General features: G+C 67.6%; 18 protein-coding genes and 1 pseudogene. 13 read left to right on the top strand and 6 right to left on the bottom strand.

What is annotated here, in order from left to right:
* Nucleotides 1-14 precede the first annotated feature (14 nt).
* From ACFPFQ_RS09915 to ACFPFQ_RS09905, 3 genes are read left to right on the top strand one after another with little or no spacing between them, the layout of a single operon-like run.
* Nucleotides 15-314 carry a multiubiquitin domain-containing protein gene (locus tag ACFPFQ_RS09915; RefSeq protein WP_379617092.1) on the top strand — a complete coding sequence of 100 codons (300 nt, stop codon included), beginning with the start codon at nt 15-17 and terminating at the stop codon, nt 312-314.
* The gene (locus tag ACFPFQ_RS09910) at nt 289-1,599 is read left to right on the top strand and encodes a ThiF family adenylyltransferase (RefSeq protein ID WP_379617090.1); all 1,311 of its coding nucleotides are present in this window, start codon (nt 289-291) and stop codon (nt 1,597-1,599) included. The genes ACFPFQ_RS09915 and ACFPFQ_RS09910 overlap by 26 nt, the downstream gene beginning before the upstream one ends.
* A complete protein-coding gene (locus ACFPFQ_RS09905; RefSeq protein WP_379617088.1) occupies nt 1,596-2,015 on the top strand; it encodes a DUF6527 family protein in 420 nt (139 codons plus the stop codon). Before ACFPFQ_RS09910 ends, ACFPFQ_RS09905 begins: the two co-directional genes overlap by 4 nt.
* Before the next feature lie 118 nt (nt 2,016-2,133).
* Here the strand turns inward: ACFPFQ_RS09905 and ACFPFQ_RS09900 are convergent, their stop codons facing one another.
* Nucleotides 2,134-2,694: a MarR family winged helix-turn-helix transcriptional regulator gene (locus ACFPFQ_RS09900; protein ID WP_379617086.1), complete on the bottom strand. Its 561-nt coding sequence runs from the start codon at nt 2,692-2,694 to the stop codon at nt 2,134-2,136.
* Between the two features lie 248 nt (nt 2,695-2,942).
* Here ACFPFQ_RS09900 and ACFPFQ_RS09895 point away from each other — a divergent pair, with 248 nt between their 5' ends.
* Nucleotides 2,943-3,692: an IS5 family transposase gene (locus ACFPFQ_RS09895; RefSeq protein ID WP_379617084.1), complete on the top strand. Its 750-nt coding sequence runs from the start codon at nt 2,943-2,945 to the stop codon at nt 3,690-3,692.
* A gap of 781 nt (nt 3,693-4,473) precedes the next feature.
* On the opposite strand, the gene ACFPFQ_RS09890 is transcribed toward ACFPFQ_RS09895, so the two are convergent.
* Nucleotides 4,474-4,785, bottom strand: a complete 312-nt coding sequence (locus ACFPFQ_RS09890; protein WP_006247389.1) for a putative quinol monooxygenase — start codon at nt 4,783-4,785, stop codon at nt 4,474-4,476.
* A 107-nt stretch (nt 4,786-4,892) separates the two neighbouring features.
* On the opposite strand from ACFPFQ_RS09890, the gene ACFPFQ_RS09885 reads away from it, so the two are divergent.
* From ACFPFQ_RS09885 to ACFPFQ_RS09855, 7 genes and pseudogenes are all read left to right on the top strand, one after another.
* Nucleotides 4,893-5,834, top strand: coding sequence for a GlxA family transcriptional regulator (locus tag ACFPFQ_RS09885; protein WP_027504856.1), 942 nt, complete (start codon nt 4,893-4,895; stop codon nt 5,832-5,834).
* Between the two features lie 1,094 nt (nt 5,835-6,928).
* Complete coding sequence (locus ACFPFQ_RS09880) at nt 6,929-7,165, top strand: hypothetical protein (protein WP_379617081.1); 237 nt, start codon at nt 6,929-6,931, stop codon at nt 7,163-7,165.
* A 154-nt stretch (nt 7,166-7,319) separates the two neighbouring features.
* A complete protein-coding gene (locus ACFPFQ_RS09875; protein ID WP_379617079.1) occupies nt 7,320-8,345 on the top strand; it encodes a hypothetical protein in 1,026 nt (341 codons plus the stop codon).
* A gap of 113 nt (nt 8,346-8,458) precedes the next feature.
* Nucleotides 8,459-8,668 carry a hypothetical protein gene (locus ACFPFQ_RS09870; protein WP_379617077.1) on the top strand — a complete coding sequence of 70 codons (210 nt, stop codon included), beginning with the start codon at nt 8,459-8,461 and terminating at the stop codon, nt 8,666-8,668.
* 328 nt (nt 8,669-8,996) lie between these two features.
* Nucleotides 8,997-9,866 (top strand): hypothetical protein, encoded by an 870-nt coding sequence (locus ACFPFQ_RS09865; RefSeq protein WP_379617075.1) that lies wholly within the window; start codon nt 8,997-8,999, stop codon nt 9,864-9,866.
* A 135-nt stretch (nt 9,867-10,001) separates the two neighbouring features.
* Nucleotides 10,002-10,235, top strand: a pseudogene (locus ACFPFQ_RS09860) (DUF5313 family protein); the annotation flags it as partial.
* Nucleotides 10,236-10,260: 25 nt separating this feature from the next.
* A complete protein-coding gene (locus ACFPFQ_RS09855) occupies nt 10,261-10,416 on the top strand; it encodes a DUF5313 family protein (protein ID WP_379617192.1) in 156 nt (51 codons plus the stop codon).
* A gap of 194 nt (nt 10,417-10,610) precedes the next feature.
* Here ACFPFQ_RS09855 and ACFPFQ_RS09850 read toward each other — a convergent pair whose 3' ends face one another.
* Both ACFPFQ_RS09850 and ACFPFQ_RS09845 read right to left on the bottom strand, forming a co-directional pair.
* Nucleotides 10,611-11,201, bottom strand: a complete 591-nt coding sequence (locus ACFPFQ_RS09850) for an Asp23/Gls24 family envelope stress response protein (RefSeq protein WP_379617190.1) — start codon at nt 11,199-11,201, stop codon at nt 10,611-10,613.
* Nucleotides 11,198-11,764: an RNA polymerase sigma factor gene (locus ACFPFQ_RS09845; protein ID WP_379617073.1), complete on the bottom strand. Its 567-nt coding sequence runs from the start codon at nt 11,762-11,764 to the stop codon at nt 11,198-11,200. The genes ACFPFQ_RS09850 and ACFPFQ_RS09845 overlap by 4 nt, the downstream gene beginning before the upstream one ends.
* Nucleotides 11,765-12,062: 298 nt before the next feature.
* Between ACFPFQ_RS09845 and ACFPFQ_RS09840 the strand changes: the two genes are divergently transcribed.
* Together ACFPFQ_RS09840 and ACFPFQ_RS09835 are read left to right on the top strand one after the other, a co-directional pair.
* Entirely contained in the window at nt 12,063-12,377 is a 315-nt protein-coding gene (locus ACFPFQ_RS09840; protein WP_379617071.1) for a hypothetical protein, read from the top strand.
* Nucleotides 12,355-12,693 carry a hypothetical protein gene (locus ACFPFQ_RS09835; RefSeq protein WP_379617069.1) on the top strand — a complete coding sequence of 113 codons (339 nt, stop codon included), beginning with the start codon at nt 12,355-12,357 and terminating at the stop codon, nt 12,691-12,693. Before ACFPFQ_RS09840 ends, ACFPFQ_RS09835 begins: the two co-directional genes overlap by 23 nt.
* A 222-nt stretch (nt 12,694-12,915) precedes the next feature.
* Here ACFPFQ_RS09835 and ACFPFQ_RS09830 read toward each other — a convergent pair whose 3' ends face one another.
* Complete coding sequence (locus ACFPFQ_RS09830; RefSeq protein ID WP_379617188.1) at nt 12,916-13,671, bottom strand: SDR family NAD(P)-dependent oxidoreductase; 756 nt, start codon at nt 13,669-13,671, stop codon at nt 12,916-12,918.
* Nucleotides 13,672-14,031: 360 nt separating this feature from the next.
* Nucleotides 14,032-15,672: an ABC transporter substrate-binding protein gene (locus ACFPFQ_RS09825; RefSeq protein WP_379617067.1), complete on the bottom strand. Its 1,641-nt coding sequence runs from the start codon at nt 15,670-15,672 to the stop codon at nt 14,032-14,034.
* Nucleotides 15,673-16,359: the final 687 nt, after the last annotated feature.

Genomic DNA, 16,359 nt, shown 5'->3' with positions numbered 1-16,359 from the left:
GAAGAGGCACGCGCATGAGCGCCCAGCCCGAGCCGCACGAGGCGTCCGACAACACCGCCCGTGGTCACGACCGCCCCCGCGGGATCACCATCGTGATCAACGCGCGCGAGCGCACCATCACCGACAAGGAACTCACCTTCGAGCAGTTGGTCGCGCTGGCGTTTCCCTCCGCCCCGACCGGCGAGAACGTCCTGTTCACCATCTCCTTCCGCCGCGGGCACGGCAACAAGCCTGAGGGGTCGCTGCTCGCCGGCGAAACCGTCAAGATCAAGGACGGGATGGTGTTCGTTGTCTCCGCGACCGACAAGTCCTAGCCCCGACCTGCAGCGGCTGCTCGACGACGGCTACGACGTCGAGCTCCGCGAGGGCTACCTGCTCATCCACAACATCCCCTACGTCACCGCTGCCGCCCAGGTCAGCTATGGAACGCTGGTCAGCACGCTCGACCTCAGCGGTGGTGGCGTGACGGTCACCCCGAGCACACATGTCGCCAGCTGGATCGGCGAGCACCCCTGCCACGCCGACGGGACGGTCCTGCAGCAGATCGCGCACTCTGGCCCGCAGCAGTTCACCCCGACCATCCAGGCCGGGGCGAGCTTCTCCAGCAAGCCCCCCGAGGGCTACACCGACTACCACCACAAGATGACGACCTACGCCGAGATGATCATGGCGCCGGCGCTGAAGCTCGACCCGACGGTCACGGCGCGGACCTACCCGGTCCGGCGCGACCCGGAGAACACGGGGCCGTTCCTCTACGCCGACACGGCCACCGCCCGCGCGGGGCTGGGGATGGTCGCAGCCAAGATCACCGGCCGCAAGGTCGCAGTGGTCGGGGTCGGCGGCACCGGCAGCTGGGTCCTCGATCTCCTCTCCCGCTGCCCGGTCGACGAGATCCACCTCTTCGACGACGACCGGTACCTACAGCACAACGCGTTCCGCTCGCCCGGGCCGACGTCCGAGGAGGAACTCGCCGGCGGGACGTTCAAGGTCGACGTGTATGCCCGGCGGTGGGCGCACATGCGAACCGGCGTCATGGCCCATCCCCAGCGCCTCGGCGAGGAGCACACCGAACTCTTGTCTCAGATCGACATGGTGTTCGTCTGCGTCGATACCGGCGACTCCCGTCGCGAGGTCGTCGAGCTCCTCGAACGCGTCGGCTGTGACTTCATCGACGTCGGTATGGGCCTACTCCTCGACGAGCGGCAGGCCCAGGTGTTCGGCCAGCTACGCACCACGCTGAGCACCGCGGGCACCCGGGAGCAGGCCCGCAGGCACATGCCGCTCGTGGGCAGCGCCGACGACGCCGTGTACGCGCAGAACATTCAGACCGCCGAGCTCAACGCGCTCAACGCCATCCTCGCCGTCGTGCGCTGGAAGCGAGCCCGCGGCGTCTACACCGACTTCGAACACGAGGTCAGCTCCACCTACGTCATCGACGGCAACACCATCATCAACACAACCCCCACGGCCGCACCGGCCGCCGGCAACTCGACCATCGCGAGCTCCCGATCAGCCGCCGCGCCTATTGCCGGCGACACGCCGGTGGCCGACGGCACCGATCGGGACGCCGCCAACGATGACGGCCGGAGCGTGGCGTGATCACCCAGCTTCAACCCCGGCTCGTCAGCACAATCCCCGAGCAGCCCGAGCCCGGCGTCCTCTACGTGTCGGTCAAGTACGCGACGACCCTCCATCTGTGCGCCTGCGGGTGCAGCAACGAAGTCGTCCTGGGCATCTCACCTCATGACTGGAAGATCACCTGGGACGGACCGACCGTCACTATCAGCCCCTCTGTCGGCAGCTGGAGCTTGCCCTGCCAGTCGCACTACCTCATCCGGCGCAACGAGATCCGCTGGGCACAGCGTTGGAGCAGCGAGGAGATCGAACGAGGCCGCACCGCCGACACCGTCCGCAAGCGCTCGCCAAGCAGCTCGCCGGCCACACCGGAACCTCTCACGACAGCCGCTGTGGCCCGTCCTCGACAGTGGTGGCGCCGTCTCTTGGGAGGCCGGTAGCCAGTCCGTTAACTTGAGACGGCCCCCGGGCACAGGTCCAGAAGATCGGGAACCTGCTCTTCGCAACGATCTTCTCACCAGATCCCGTGATCACATCTACGCCCCTGCCGAGTCGCCGCTAGGCGGCCATCTGGGCGCTCGTCGGCGGCCTCGACTGAGGGCGGGCTTGGCGGGTGGGCGGACCGACGGCATGGGACTGAAGCTTATCCAGCTCCAGCGCACCGCGGCCTAGCAAGCTCCGCCGAACACGATGCCATCGCCGCCGTCCTGACCAGCTGCCACGCTCAGCCCCGCGCCGACAACTGACCGAGGGCCGGCACCTTCTGCTCGGCGTCGCGGCAGTCTGTAGAAATTCGCGCCCCTCGTCAGTGAGTACGGCATGCACCATCCGATCGTCGTTCGGGTCGGGCACTTGGCGCACCAGCCCTTCGCGTTCGAGGCTGGTGACAGCCTTGGCGATGCGGCCGTGCGAGTGGTCCATGAGAACGGCCAGCTCGGTGACCCGAGCCGAACCGGTGGGCCGCTCGGAGAGCTGGACGAGGATCCCGTAGTGCGTGTGCTCGATACCCGAATCCCGCTGTAATTGCCGGTCGAGCGCGCGCATCAACAGCTGATTGCTGATCAAGTAGGAGCGCCAGGCGCTGGCCGCGTCCGGACTCAGCCACTGCTCATCCGTCACAACGCCACGGTACCCCGCAAGGAGAGTCACGAACGAACCAAGACCGGCCACGAGGGGTCACATCGGATCCCCGCGGCCGATCAGGCCGGTGGTCCGTCAATACATCGCCTTCTGGCTGATCACGGGCCTAGCGCGTGTTTAGAAAGTCGATCACTGGCCGCTGAGGACCTGCGTGTCGGTGCCCGGAGATAGATGAGGTTTCCGGTAGATGGATCAACGACGAAGAAGACCATCTATCCGGAGACCTCGTGGGGACCGTACCCGCGGGTGCTCGTCATGACCTCACCGACGCGCAGTGGGACGTGCTTGAACCGCTCCTACCTGCGATGAGTGGGCGTGGGCGGCCCCCGAAATGGACCAAGCGACAGTTGATCGACGGGGTTCGCTGGCGCACCCGCGCCGGGACCCCGTGGCGTGATGTGCCGGAGCGGTACGGATCGTGGCAGTCGATCTACGGGTTGTTTCGACAGTGGCAGCGCGAGGACATCTGGGCGCAGATCCTGGCCGCGCTCCACCAGCTCGGCGATGCGATGAAGATGATCGGATGGGATGTGTCGGTGGACTCCACGATCGTGCGGGCACATCAGCACGCCGCCGGTGCGCGCCGCCACCCCGAGCGTCAGGTCGAGCCGCCCAGCGCCGATCCGGGCGTTGTTGAGCCGGTCGATCACGGTCTGGGTCGCTCACGTGGTGGATGGACCACGAAGCTGCACCTGGCCGCTGAGCAGGGACGTAAACCGTTGTCGTTGGTGATCACCGGTGGGCAGCGAGGTGACAGTCCGCAGTTCGTCACGGTCCTGGAACGCATCAGGGTGGGTCGGGTGGGCCCAGGTCGGCCGCGGTCGCGCCCGGACCGGGTCTTGGCTGATAAGGCGTACTCGTCGCGAGCCAAACGTCTTCGACGACGACGGGACCGGCGAGGAGCAAGGCGCGGTGAGCTAAAGAATGGAGCTTGCTCGGCTTCGACGCCGCCGCGAGCTCCGGTGAAACTCCGGTAAAACGGTCGGTACTGGTCGGTCGTCGTCGGTCACCACCGGATGGCAGCGTCCCCCACGCTCGGCGTTTGCGCAGGTCAGCGGCTCGTTCACCCAGTGGGCGCATCAAGCGATAGACGCAGAGCCGACGTGATTAGGTCGTCGGTTCGATTCCGACAGGCGGCTCCGGCGAACCGCCCCTGACCTGCGCAAACGCAGGGCAGGGGCGGTTCGGTTCTGGTGGTCGCGCGATGCGCTGGCCTCACGGCTCTGCCCGACACCGACGTCGCTCTCCTCTGCGACGGACCCCTCGCCGGCTGAGCGCTCGCGGCCGGCATCCTGTCCGTGTGCCGATAGGCCTCGCTCCGCTCGGCAACGCAGCGTGGCGTTGTGTCGCGACCTGGACGTGCGAGGTGTCAACGGTGCGTCGGCGCAGCGATCGTTGTGTGCGCAGCGAGATGCTCCATGCCGCACGCGCGGCGCGCACGAACGCAACGCCCCGGAACGCCAACGACCCGTCATCGCTGCGACGCGCAACGCGTCTCCCGTCACGGCAACGGATCGCAACCACGACCCCGCCCACGGCGCCTCGCGGGACGGAGGGCAAGTTGACACAGTTGCGCTGCCATGGAACCGCGCTGGCTCTCTCGATGACCACCGGTGAAACAGTGCCGCTCCAGGCTTGCGCCTGGTGTTGCCTGGCCTCCTCGTGATCGGCCCGTCGGGGATCGTCAACGTGGTGCGGGTGTCGAGGCGGTCGGGTCCGACGGCTCGGCGGGGCGCGATCGTCTCGTGCGTTGGCGGACTACGGGAGCTTGGACGCGAGGACGTCGGCCGCCAGGATCTCGGGTGCTGCGCCGAGGAGGTGCTGGTTGGCCATCAGGGCTGCGACGATGGCGCCGTTGGCGTGGGCGTCGCGAGCGGCCTCGTCGGGGAATGCATCGAAGATCCAGAAGGTGTCGGCGTGGGTCCTAGCCGCGAACCAGACAATCGTTCCTACTTCTTCGTTGGCGAGTGCGACAGCGCCGGCGAGCAGATCGGCGAGCGCGTCGTGCTGTCCATCGGCCGCGACGATCTTGGCGACGAAGGCATACGGAAGTGATGCGGGTGTGGACATGAGGGGTTCTCCTTGAAGTCGGGGTTCTTCGTGGGGCGAGTTCAGCGTATGACGAGCGAGGGCCGGTGGGGAGTGGCGTATACGACAGTATTGCTATTGTTCGCGCCATGCGTATCGGACTGATCGCGATCGACGGCTGCTTCGGTTCGGCTGTCGCGTCGGTCATCGACATCGTGCGGGTGGCCGACGGAGCCCGCGGCGATGTCGACCCGCGGATCGACCCGATCGAACTCGCCATCCTCGGACCGAAACGGCGAGTGACCACGACGGCATCGATGACCCTGTCGGTAGACCACCCGCTGTCGGAGTCCGGAGAGTTCGACGTGGTCGTCGTCCCTGCGCTTGGAACCCTCACGGCCGCCGCTACCAACGACGCCCTCCAGAGCCGAGATGCACGTTCGGTCATCGCCTCACTCGGGCGCCTCGACGACGCGACCACCCGGATCGCCGCGGCGTGCACCGGCGTGTTCGCCGTCGCCGAGACTGGACGGATGCATCATCGGCGGGCGACGACCAGCTGGTTCCTGGGGCCGGAGTTCCTGAAGCGCTATCCGACCGTCGCCCTCGATCTCGACACCATGGTCGTGGTCGACGGGAACCTCGTCACCGCCGGCGCCGCGTTCGCCCACATCGACCTCGCGCTCTCACTCGTGCGATCGATCAGCCCCGACCTGGCCCAACATGTCGCCAAGCTCCTCATCATCGACGAGCGTCCGTCGCAGGCGGCCTTCGTCGCCTACGAACATCTCCGGCACGAGGACCCGATCGTCGTCGAGTTCGAACGCTTCGTGCGCGCCCGCCTGGACGAACCGTTCAACGTCGCCTTCGTCGCGCAGTCGCTCGGCACCAGCCGGCGCACCCTCGAACGACGAGTCCGTGCGGCGCTCAACCTCACTCCGCTCGGCTTCGTCCAACGGCTTCGCATCGAACGAGCTCGGCACCTCTCAGCAACCACGGACCTCACCTCCGCCGAGATCGCGCTACGGGTCGGCTACGCGAACGCCGAGACTCTGCGCTCCCTCCTGCGCAGGGAGCGACGCCGTTCCTGACCTATCGCCATGCCTGTAGCCGGTGTCCTAGCGCTCGGTTGGAACCACCTCTCAGCACGTCGCGTCGACGCTCCTGCGTCGCCCCTGGACGACCCACTCGACACGCCCGCAGCACAGGCCATGTGACGTGCCCCGGCTTCCCGGACGGTCGGGGTTGGGTGGCTGTGATGTCGCTGCGTTCTCGTCGAGGGGGTCAGCAGACCCGATCAGGGTCGATTGGGATGAGCCGCGAAGGCGGTCAGGTCAGGGCGGCCGAAGCCGGCCGGCGGGGTAGCGTCGGACACGTCGAGGTCTTTCGGATGGATGGCGTAGGAACCTCCATCGTCGGGAGACCTCGACGTCTATCTGCGGACCGACGCGCCCGGCCGACCTACACCGTCATCTGGGAAGAGCCGCCAACCGTGCCTACCTGCGCGGTCGGGGTATCCGTGCGACGATCCCGATCAAGCGTGATCAGGACGCCAACCGGCTCAAACGGGGATCACGGGGTGGCCGGCCGCCGCGGTTCGACCCTGAGATCTACCGCCAGCGCCACGCCGTGGAGTGCAGCATCAACCTGCACAAACAACACCGCGCGACCGCTACCCGCTACGACAAGCTGGCCCTGCGCTACACGGCTACCGCCCAGGTCACCGCGATCAATATCTGGCTCCGACAATTATCAAACACGCGCTAGGTCTCAGCTCGGCGCTGGTTCCTCGGGGTGGCCGCGCTGTTGGCCGCGCTACTGGCCACGCGGGCCGCGCGCCCGGTCGTGGTCGGTGTGCTGACATGCGGGGCCGGGGTGCTCGGCGCCGTCGCGGGGGTTGCCGCGATGGGCGGGCAGACGTGGTCGATGCAGCTGCCCGGCCTGCTACCGCTGTCCGGTGTCGTCGTCGCGGTGGACCCGCTGGGCGGGGTGTTCATGGCGGTGAGCGGCGCGGTCGCTGCGGTCGCGGCGATCTACGGGATCGGGTACTCACGACCCAGTGTCGCGGGCGGTCATGGCTTGGACGGTCGTGCTGTGCAAGCGGTGCTGCCGTTGTTCGTGGTGTCGCTGCTGCTGGTGCCGGCCGCCGGGAACGTGGCCGCCACCAGCGCAGCCGCGCCCGCTCGTGCGGCCCCTCGCCGCGGCCGCCACGTCAGGTGTCGGGATCGTCGAGGGCTGGCGCGGCACAATCGTGCACCGCGTCGAAATCGGTCCCGACGACCGGCTGACCCGGGTCAAGGTCGTCGATCCGAGCTTCCTGAACTGGCCGGCGCTACCGGTCGCGTTGGCCAACACGATCGTCCCGGACTTCCCGCTGGTCAACAAGAGCTTCAACCTCTCCTACGCCGGCAACGATCTGTAACCACACCCAAACCCGCGGGAGATCTCGCACCGGGAACCGCGCACCGAAAGAATTGCAGGAATTCGAACATGCACAGACCGTTGATGACAGCGCTTCGTGGCCAGCTGACCGGCACCGGCGGGCACCAGGCGTGCCGAGTTCTCGAGCCCACCCCGTGAGTGCTCATGCCGCGGCCGGCGGCGCCGGATCCGCGGACACCCCGGCGAGGCTACGTCAGATACTGGTCATCGCCGACGGCACCGCACCCGGGCTCGGCCCCGGCACGTCCGACCTGAACGCAACCGACCCACCCGCACCTGACTCTGCGTCACTGGCGCAGGTACTGCAGGCCGCACTGGCCAAGGATGCCGCCCTCATCCAACAGCTGGCCGGAGTCCCCACCGCCGTCCAGACCGCCGGCGAAGGGGATACCGCGACCGATTTCGCGGCGAGGATCTGGCACTGCCCCACCCCCGCCGCGGCCGGCTACCTGACGCGCACCGATCCGGCGCGGGCACGCACCGTGCAACGCCTCGTGGAGCAGGCCGGCGGGCCGCCGGTGCTCACCGAGGAGGACGCCACTGCGATCGCCTTGGCCGCGGCCGCCCTGCACTACCTGCGTCGGCTGGGTCGCGACCCCTACCGCAGCAGGATCCTGGTCGCCGACGCCCTCCGGTTGCCCATCCTGTCCCCACTGTTGCTCGCCTGCGGATTTCCCGACATCTCGATGTGGAACGCCCCCGATACTGCCTGGTTCCCGCTGCCCCGCGCGGCTCGGGACGCCGACGTCGTGATCGACCTTTCACGTCAGGACCCACCACCCGGCACCCCGGCAGCGACCATCGGGGCCGGCGCCACCGAGCTCGACCTCGACCGTCCCGAAGGATCTGTGATCACCCGCCGCGGCCTCGATCCCGGAGCACTCATCGCGCCCGGGCTGTTGCGTGCTATCACCGAGCACCCCGCCGGGGCACTGCCCTTCGGGCTGGGCGTCTACCAGATGTGCGCCGAAGCAGTTGCTCGCGCCATGCTGGCGCGGCCACGCTCGGACGACCTTTTCCGGGCAGGTCCGATCCCTTCCGCAGCCGCCCAGTCGATCGCCACCGCGGTCGCCCTCTCCATCCACGTCGCGCTCACCACGCAGGATCAGGACAACGGGTGGCCTCCGCGGTCCCAGCGGCGCCCCCACGCCGGCGGATGAGGAACGCTCGCCCGGCCATCCACGTTCTGAGTCACCGTCCTCCGTCCAAGACTTGCATAATTTCACAACTGCAGACATTATTGCTCGACAAGCGGTGAAAGGGGACGGCGCTCGTGATCGGAGAACTGCATACCCAGATCGAAACGGTTCAGCGCAACCTCGGGCTCGCCACCCAGGCCGGTCTGCCGTATGAGGCAACCCTGCACCGCGCCCGACTGGAGGACCTGGTCGAGATGGCCATGCGCCACGGCATCGACGTCAGCGCGTGGGTCGACCGTTCGCTGCTGGCGCCGCCGGCCCAGGCCGAGGGTGGATCGCGGTGAACCCGGGCACCTCCCCGGCCTCGACCCCGCCGAAACCCGCGGTGGAGCGTTCGAACACCGAGCCGCCACTGACCGAGAGCCTCCCCGCGCTCCTACGAGAGGCCGGTCTGGGCGGGATGACGACCCGATCCGCGGCGACATCCACCGAAGCGACATCCACCGCAGCGCCCAGGCTCACACAGCGACGGAAGTCGGCGAGAGTGAAGGGCCCGGGAATCCTGGTGGATGCGGCCGCATGCTGGACGGCGGTGGACCGCGACCCACCGCCGGAGGCGCGGCCGCACCGTCGGCCAACCCCTATTCGCCCACCGGGCAAGACCAGTTCTTCGTGAGGTCCGCAGCCCTCGACGCAGCCCAGCGCGTGGCGGTGCTCAGCGACGCGAGCGACTTTCACCGAGAACCCGGATCGACGGTGTTGACCGGGTTGCTGGGCTCGGCGGCGCTGCTGCGGGAGCATGCCGGGATCGCGGCGACCGCACTGCTGGTCACCGCCGAGGACACCGAGGAGCTGATCGCCGATCTCCGCCGCGTCGCCCCGGACTTTTCCGGTGCCTACCTCACCCTCACGAACCCGGCCCGGGCCGAGGCCGCGCAGGGCGCGCTGACCGGCGCGCTGACCGTGATCACCGAGCGGCAGACCTCGGCGGTCGCGCTGATCGCCGCGGTGTTGAGCATCCTGGACCGCCGAGGAACTCCTCCCGCCGAGGGCCGCGTGGTGATCGTCGGTGCGGATCACAACCCGCTGCTGGTAGCGCTCGCGGCAGCGGCCGGGATCGGTGAGATCGACCGGTGGGGCCTCGACGACGCGCACAACTTCCCGCTCCAGACGCTGTCTCGCCGCGACGCGCTGGTCATCGACCTGCTCGGCACCACGCAACCCTGGGGCCAAGCCAAGAGTTCGGCGGACTCGCTCACCCGGGTCATCGCCGTCGACGACCCCACCATGCCGCTACTGGCACTGCCGTACCTGCTCGGCACCGGCTGCCAACGCGGTGACCCGCCAGGCCTCGCCGAGTGCCTGGCCTGTGCGCAGGTGCTGGCGCAGCGCACCCCACCCGGCCGGATCCTGCCCGCACTGTCGGATCCCGCCCGGTCGGCTCCGCCATCGTCGAATACTGCGGTACCGGCTCCGGCCCTCGCAGTGGTGGCCGACACGGCGCGCATCCACCGCGATGAGCACGCCCATCCGGTTCGATGACGACGTGACCAGACACCACCGAGAACCTGCAGAGAGCGCGTGCCCGATGCCGCGCGCTTCCTGTTGCGGCCACCGAGTGCGCGGCCACCTCCACCAGTTCGGCTCGGGACCATCGAGCGAACGCGGCGTCCGGCCATGATCCCACGAAGGCCCAATCCCCTCCTGTGGCTCTGGTACGCGATGGGCGGTCGTCTGCCGACCCGCCACCGGACCTGGGTGCTCTACGACACCACATGCCGGACCTGGCAGCTGCGGCACCTGGCGCGGGCCTTCGTCCAGATGGCCCTGATCGCGCCGCCGGTGTTGTTGATCGTCCCGGGACCACGGTGGGTTCCACTGGTCGGGATCGCGCTGGGCTGGCTCGTCGCACTGCAATTCGCAGTGTTCAACATGCATCTGTCCGTCGAGCATCGCGTCCGTCGAGCATCGCGTCCGACAGGCCGGCTACCCATCGGGCACCGCGCAAGCGGTACGCGACGCTGCCCGCTCCGACGAGCACGCCGCAGCCGAAGCCCGCTACGCAGCGCGGTATCGACGCGACGAACCCTGAAGGTCTCCTCCCCGGAAACCTGATCCGAGACCGAGCCGGTGCCTCGTGGTGTGGCACGCGGCCATCCACCGACGGGGCCACATCACCCCGGCGACGCTGCGATGATCCCCGGTCGCAGCCACGACGCCGGCCGCGTCCGCGCCGGATCACCGTGGTCGCCGCCACTGGTCGACGCCAACCGCGCCGGGTCGGTCTCAGGGGAGGACGTCGTCGACGATGACGGTGATCTCGACGGTCGTGAGTCCGGTGAGTTCCTGGATGGTCGCCGCCACGGTGGTGCGGACCTGCTGGGACAGCTCCTGGAGGTTGTAGCCGTATCCGGCGGCGATGGTGATCTCGATCGCGGTGGAGGTGCCGGCGACGCCGGCGATGACAGCGGGGTCCTGATCGGGCGCCGCGCTGCCGAGGGCGACACGCACGCCCGGCACCTGTTGGGCGGTTTCACGGGCGGTGACCATGATCACTCGTGCGGCGATGCGGAGGGCACCGTCAGGGCCGGGGACGATCGCGTAATCCGGATGGGCGAGCGTTGCGCGGAGCCGGCGAAGGAGCTGGTCGATCTTCCCGTCGGGGGCCGCGACGGTCTCGGCGGCGAGGTTGGCCAGGGGTGTCCACCGCCGCTGGTAGTCGGCGAGCGCCGCCTGGCAGTGCACGCATCCCCGCTGATGTTGATCACGAACTCCCGCGGCGCCCCTGGCGACCTGCTCGATGACGTCGTCCACCAGCCGCCCGCAGACAAGGCGGTCGGCGGACGACACTCGTTCCTGGTGCTCCCGGCCGGTCATGTCCACGCCTGCAGGTGATCGAGGAGTCTGCGTCGGGCACGATGGAGGCGTCCGCGCACCGTCGACTCGGGGATGTCGAGGATAGCCGCGGCCTCGTGATAGCTGAGCTGTTCGATGTCGACCAGCACGATCGCGGCTCGAAGCTCCGGCGGGAGATCCAGCACCGCGGAGATCGCGGCGCGGAGTCGATGGCGGGCCACGGCCTGGTCGTCGGCCCCCGGAGCCGGAGCGAGATCGGACTCGGCCAGCTCGTCGTGGCGGCGCGAGCCGGTGACGTGGTTGATGCACCGGTTGACCACGACCCGGTACAGCCAGGTGGTGAACATGCTGTTGCCCGCGAAGCTCGCCAGCGCCGTCCACAGCTGCAGCACCACGTCCTGAGCGATGTCCTCGGCGTCCTCCGGGCTGCCCACCATGCGCAGCGCGATCCGGTATATCCGGTCGCGGTGGCGATGGATGAGTACCTCCCAGGCGTCCATCGAACCGGAGCGGGCCTTCGCGACCAGCCAGTCATCGGCGGCCGCGTCCAGGGCGCTGGGCCCACCGCGCCCGTCGCTGCTCACTGGTCCTGTCACCCTCCGAGGTCTCCCCGCGTCAGCCGTGATCACCGGCGCCGGCCCTGTCGTGGCCGGACGTGCTGCCACATCCGGACACAGAGGCGACCGTAACGACCTCGTCGGCGGACCCAGCCACCGGCCGTCTCGAAACAAAGTGCTGAGAGTCACACCGTTGCCGGCGTGACGATGCCGGCCCAGCGCTGTCTCAGTGACTGAACGGCGCCGGCCAAGGGGGCTGGCCGGCGCCGTCACCGGGGGGTGATGTGCAGCAGGGCACATCCGACAAGAACAGGTGCCACATCGGATGCAGAGCGCGGGCGGGCCGAGGATGCAGCGACCGAAGACGGACAGCCTGACGATGTACGAGCACGCCCTTGCCGCGGCAATGCACGACCTCGTCGATGCCTTCCAGGACAACCACGACACCGACGCGGCCAGGCAGGCTGCGCGCGAGACCCTCTTCTGGCTGACCAGCGCCTACGGCCGGGACGCCGTGCGCGACCTGGTCGAGCTGCTGGCGCAGAGTCTGGCCCGCACCTACCAACCGCGTGCTCGCTCGGGCGACGACACAGGCCAACGAGAAGGGTCACATGAGGATGCCGATCACGAAGTCAGCTGAGCCTGGAGGCGACGCCACCGTCCGGCCCGGCGCGGAATCCGAGAGCACGCCCATCTTCGACGCACTCGTGATCGAGACCACGCTGCCGCGACGATCCGAGGTGACCGACGAGGACTCGTCGGCGGTGGACCATGGCCGGCTTGCCGCAGGTGATCGGGAGCCGGCCACCGAGGGTGGCCTCGTGGAGGCTCTCGGGTCCGCTCCTGACCATCGCGACGACGAACGCGAACAGCATCCGACCGGCACAGGTTCGCTCTTCGACGCCGGGCATCAGGCCAGCGCGCATGTCCAGCACGACCCCGCGCGCGGCAACTGACCAGCCGGCGCGGCGAGTTCGCGCGCCAGCTCTGACCATCCGCGCCGGCCCCGCCACGATCGGCCATCGTGTCGTGCACGCGGCCGTGACCTTGCCAGAGACGACCTTGCCAGAGACGACCTTGCCGGAGACGACCTTGCCGGCGACCCAGCCGAGCCGAACAGGCTCACGACCACGTCGAGCTAGCCGGTCGGGCGGGGCCGACGTCGATCCCGGAGCCGATCAGCGAACGGCGAGGACACCACCGTCGACGTACAGCGAGTGCCCGGTGATGAAATCTCCCTCATCGCTGAGGAGGAACAGGCACGCATGTGCGATGTCGTCGGCGGTGCCCATGCGAGGACGCAACCGGCGACTGTTGTCGACGCGGGCCGCGTAGTGGGGGTCCGCAGCCACGTACTCGGCTTGGCGCGGACCGGGGATGAGCGCCGGACCGACGGCATTGACTCGAATGTTGTCCGGGGCGAGCCCGACCGCGAAGGCCTTCGTCAACTGACGGACGCCCCCCTTGCTGGCGCAATACGGCACCATGTCGCCCATCGCCACCTCCGCCTCGGCAGAGGTGATGTTGACCATCGCTCCGCCGGTGCCCTGCTTGCGCATCGCCCGAGCCACCCATTGATTGACGAGGAACGACCCCTTGAGATTGATGTCGATGACGTAGTCCCAGTCCTCCTCCGTCACGTCGAGCGCCGCGCTCATCCGGTTGACCCCAGCGACATGTGCCAACGCGTCGACGCCTCCGGCCCAGCTGACCGCCTGCTCGACGCTGCGCGCGACCGCAGCGGAATCCCGGATGTCCACGACGAGGCCATGGGCGCTGCCGCCTTCGGCCTTCACCATCTCGACCGTCTCCTGCACCCAGGCCTCGTTGATGTCGAGCAGGGCCACGCTGGCTCCTTCGCGAGCGAGGCGAATGGCGGTCCCACGTCCGATGTGACGTCCTGCGCCCGTCACGATGGCGCGCTTGCCGTGCATGCGCCCGTGGGACGTCGGTCCTGAGTCGTTCATCGAGAAGGCTCCCTCGGTGTGCGGTTGAACTTCTTGGCGTCATCCCGGCGGAACTGTCGGTTGCCAGCGGAGCATGCGGTTCTCGGTCCGGACGGACGCGCGCAGCGCTGCTGATCGGACGGTCATCGACCTCGCGCAAGGGAGACCGGCGATCCCCGCCCGTGGAGTCGACGGCCTCCCGACGCCGCTGTGGACTCGCTTCCGACAGAAGGGGTGGCGGGGCGCCTCGACCGAGCCGCCCCGCGCGAGATCCCCATCGACGGCGACCCCAGGAACGGAGAACATCGTGCCAGCGCCCCGACCCGGTACCCCCTGGCTCAACCTCGGCTACGCGGCCTGCAGACTCCAGAACGGTCCCAGATACGGGTTGCCGGCCTGCAGCTGGAAGTCCCTCACTTTGGGACCGATCCCGACCAGCGACGGAAAGCCGAGCACGGGAAAGATCGGCACATTGTCATAGACGTATCTACTGTATTCATTTGCGATACTTTCCTCGCGTCCAGAATCAGTGGCCGCGTCCAGGCGATCGATGATGGCGTCCAGGGCTGGATCCCGCACCGATGTACTGAAGCCAGCGCCATAGAGGGTGTTGTGAGCAGAGTAATTTGCCTTGTAGAAGACATTGGCCGGCCAGCCACCAATTCTGATGCCAGTCAGCGTGTGGGCTCGATGTTGCGCGAGGACCACGGCATTGTCGACGGCCTGATAGTTGACCTTTGCCCCGATCTGCGCCCAATAGCCGACCATCGCCTGACTGAGTCGCTGGACATTGGGCTGTACATTATCTACGGTGTACGACCTGAAATCGAACGTCAGGTTCTCGGCCCCGGCGTCAGCGAGCAGTTGCTTTGCCCGCTGCGGATCATATGGGTAGGGCGCCAGGGACGCATCGTTTCCCAAAGTGATGGGGAGCGTGAAGTTGGCCACTACCGTGGCGTAGCCCTGATAGAGCGACGTGACCATACTCTGACGGTCCAGGGCATATATCAGAGCCTTGCGAACCCTGACGTCGAGGAACGGAGACGGGCGGTCCGGGAAGTACAGATCCTGGAAGTTCACGGCTCCGAACGACGCGTTGTCCTTCCGGAGAACGCGAATGTTGGGCGCCCCCTCCAACTGCTTGACAGAATTTGCGCTCAGCCCGTGGGCTATGTCAATCTGCCCGTTGAGTAGTCCTGCGATCCGTGCGCTCTCATCGGGGATGATCAGCATCTTGAGGGTCTTGAAATTGGGCATCCTCGACTTGTCGAAGTAGCCATCAAACCGCTCCATCGTAACGCTGCCGTGAATCTGCTGCGAGACGAACTTGAAGGCACCGGCGCCCAGCGGCCTCTTGCCGAACTCCGCGTTGCCGACCTGCTCGTAGTAGGCTGTTGGAATCGGGACCGGCAGCTCGTCGAGAATAGTCGGATATGGCTTCTTGAGCTTGACCGAGACCCTCCCGTCACCCAAGACGTTGACAGCCTCGAGACTCTCCCTGAGCTGCGCAAAGTAGGTGAACTCAGGGTTCATCGTGACGCGGTCGATCGCCGTCTTCACATCACGCCCGGCAAAGGTCGAGCCGTCCTGCATCATAACGCCCGGACGCAGGGTGAACGTCCACGTGAGCGCGTCCGAGCTGGTCTCCCAGCTCAGTGCGAGATTAGGAACGAGCTTTCCATCCAAGTCCCGTCGAGCCAGCGTCTCCGAGATCGCCCACATCACGGGCCTCAGGTTGGAATTGTTCGGCGCCACGTGCGGGTCCACGGTCTCGGTCGCGAAGCTTCCTACCGCCGCCACCAGGACATCGGTGGCGGCGGTGCCGGAGCCACTGCCCGCAGGCACCGTAGCATTGTCGTTGGAGCAAGAGCCGAGAATGCCCGCCAGCGCAACGCCACCGGCCACAGCGAGCACCGCGCGGCGAGACATCGTCGGTGTCAGCCGATCCATGGCCGCACCGATTCCAGCCTGCGGCATTTCTCCATCCATTGAGACTCCTCAGCTAGGCGCCATGAGTATTCGCAACCGCGCATGAAACCGTTGGGCGGCTCATCCGGCGACCGCAGGTCGTCCTCGCGTGCACGGAAGCCTCGAGTTGAGATCTCGGAGTCACAGATTGTGGCGCGACGGTCCGAATCTCGGCGTGTTGACCCATGCCAGCCATGACAGGGAGGTCAGCCCGTGGATACCCCAGGACTCGCGGAGTCCGCCCGGACCGCATCCTCGTGCCGAGGCCAGCCTTTTCGGTTTTCAGTACCCTGCCGTACTTCCCCGACTTCACCGCGGTACCGCGGGTGCGCGTGCTGGGCGATGGAAGAAGCGCTGTCACATCCACGCCCGAACAGCCGCTGGTGACTCCGCACCAGTGGCGACCAAACGTTCTCCTGGCGGAACGGTGTACTGTCACGGGACATTTACCACACCGTTTCCGCGCATGGCAACAGCGGCGGATACATCGGCGAACGCCTCATTGCCGGGTGCGGATTGGCGCGTCGAATCCGCGTCTCTCGTCGGCTCTGCCCGGTTGGATCGTGGTTGAGGCTCCCACCAAGGCCGACCGGCAGAAATCGGAAACCCGTCGAACCCGCGACAGCAGGACACGACGCGCTAGTGTCGCGTGTCGTAACTCTGTTTACGGTTGGTGGTGCGCGAGAATGAGGTATGTCAGTTGCTGCG

This window comes from Pseudonocardia sp. GCM10023141 (genome assembly GCF_042653605.1).
The sequence above is the reverse complement of the archived record's forward strand: the minus strand, read 5'-3'. Positions and strand labels throughout refer to the sequence as shown.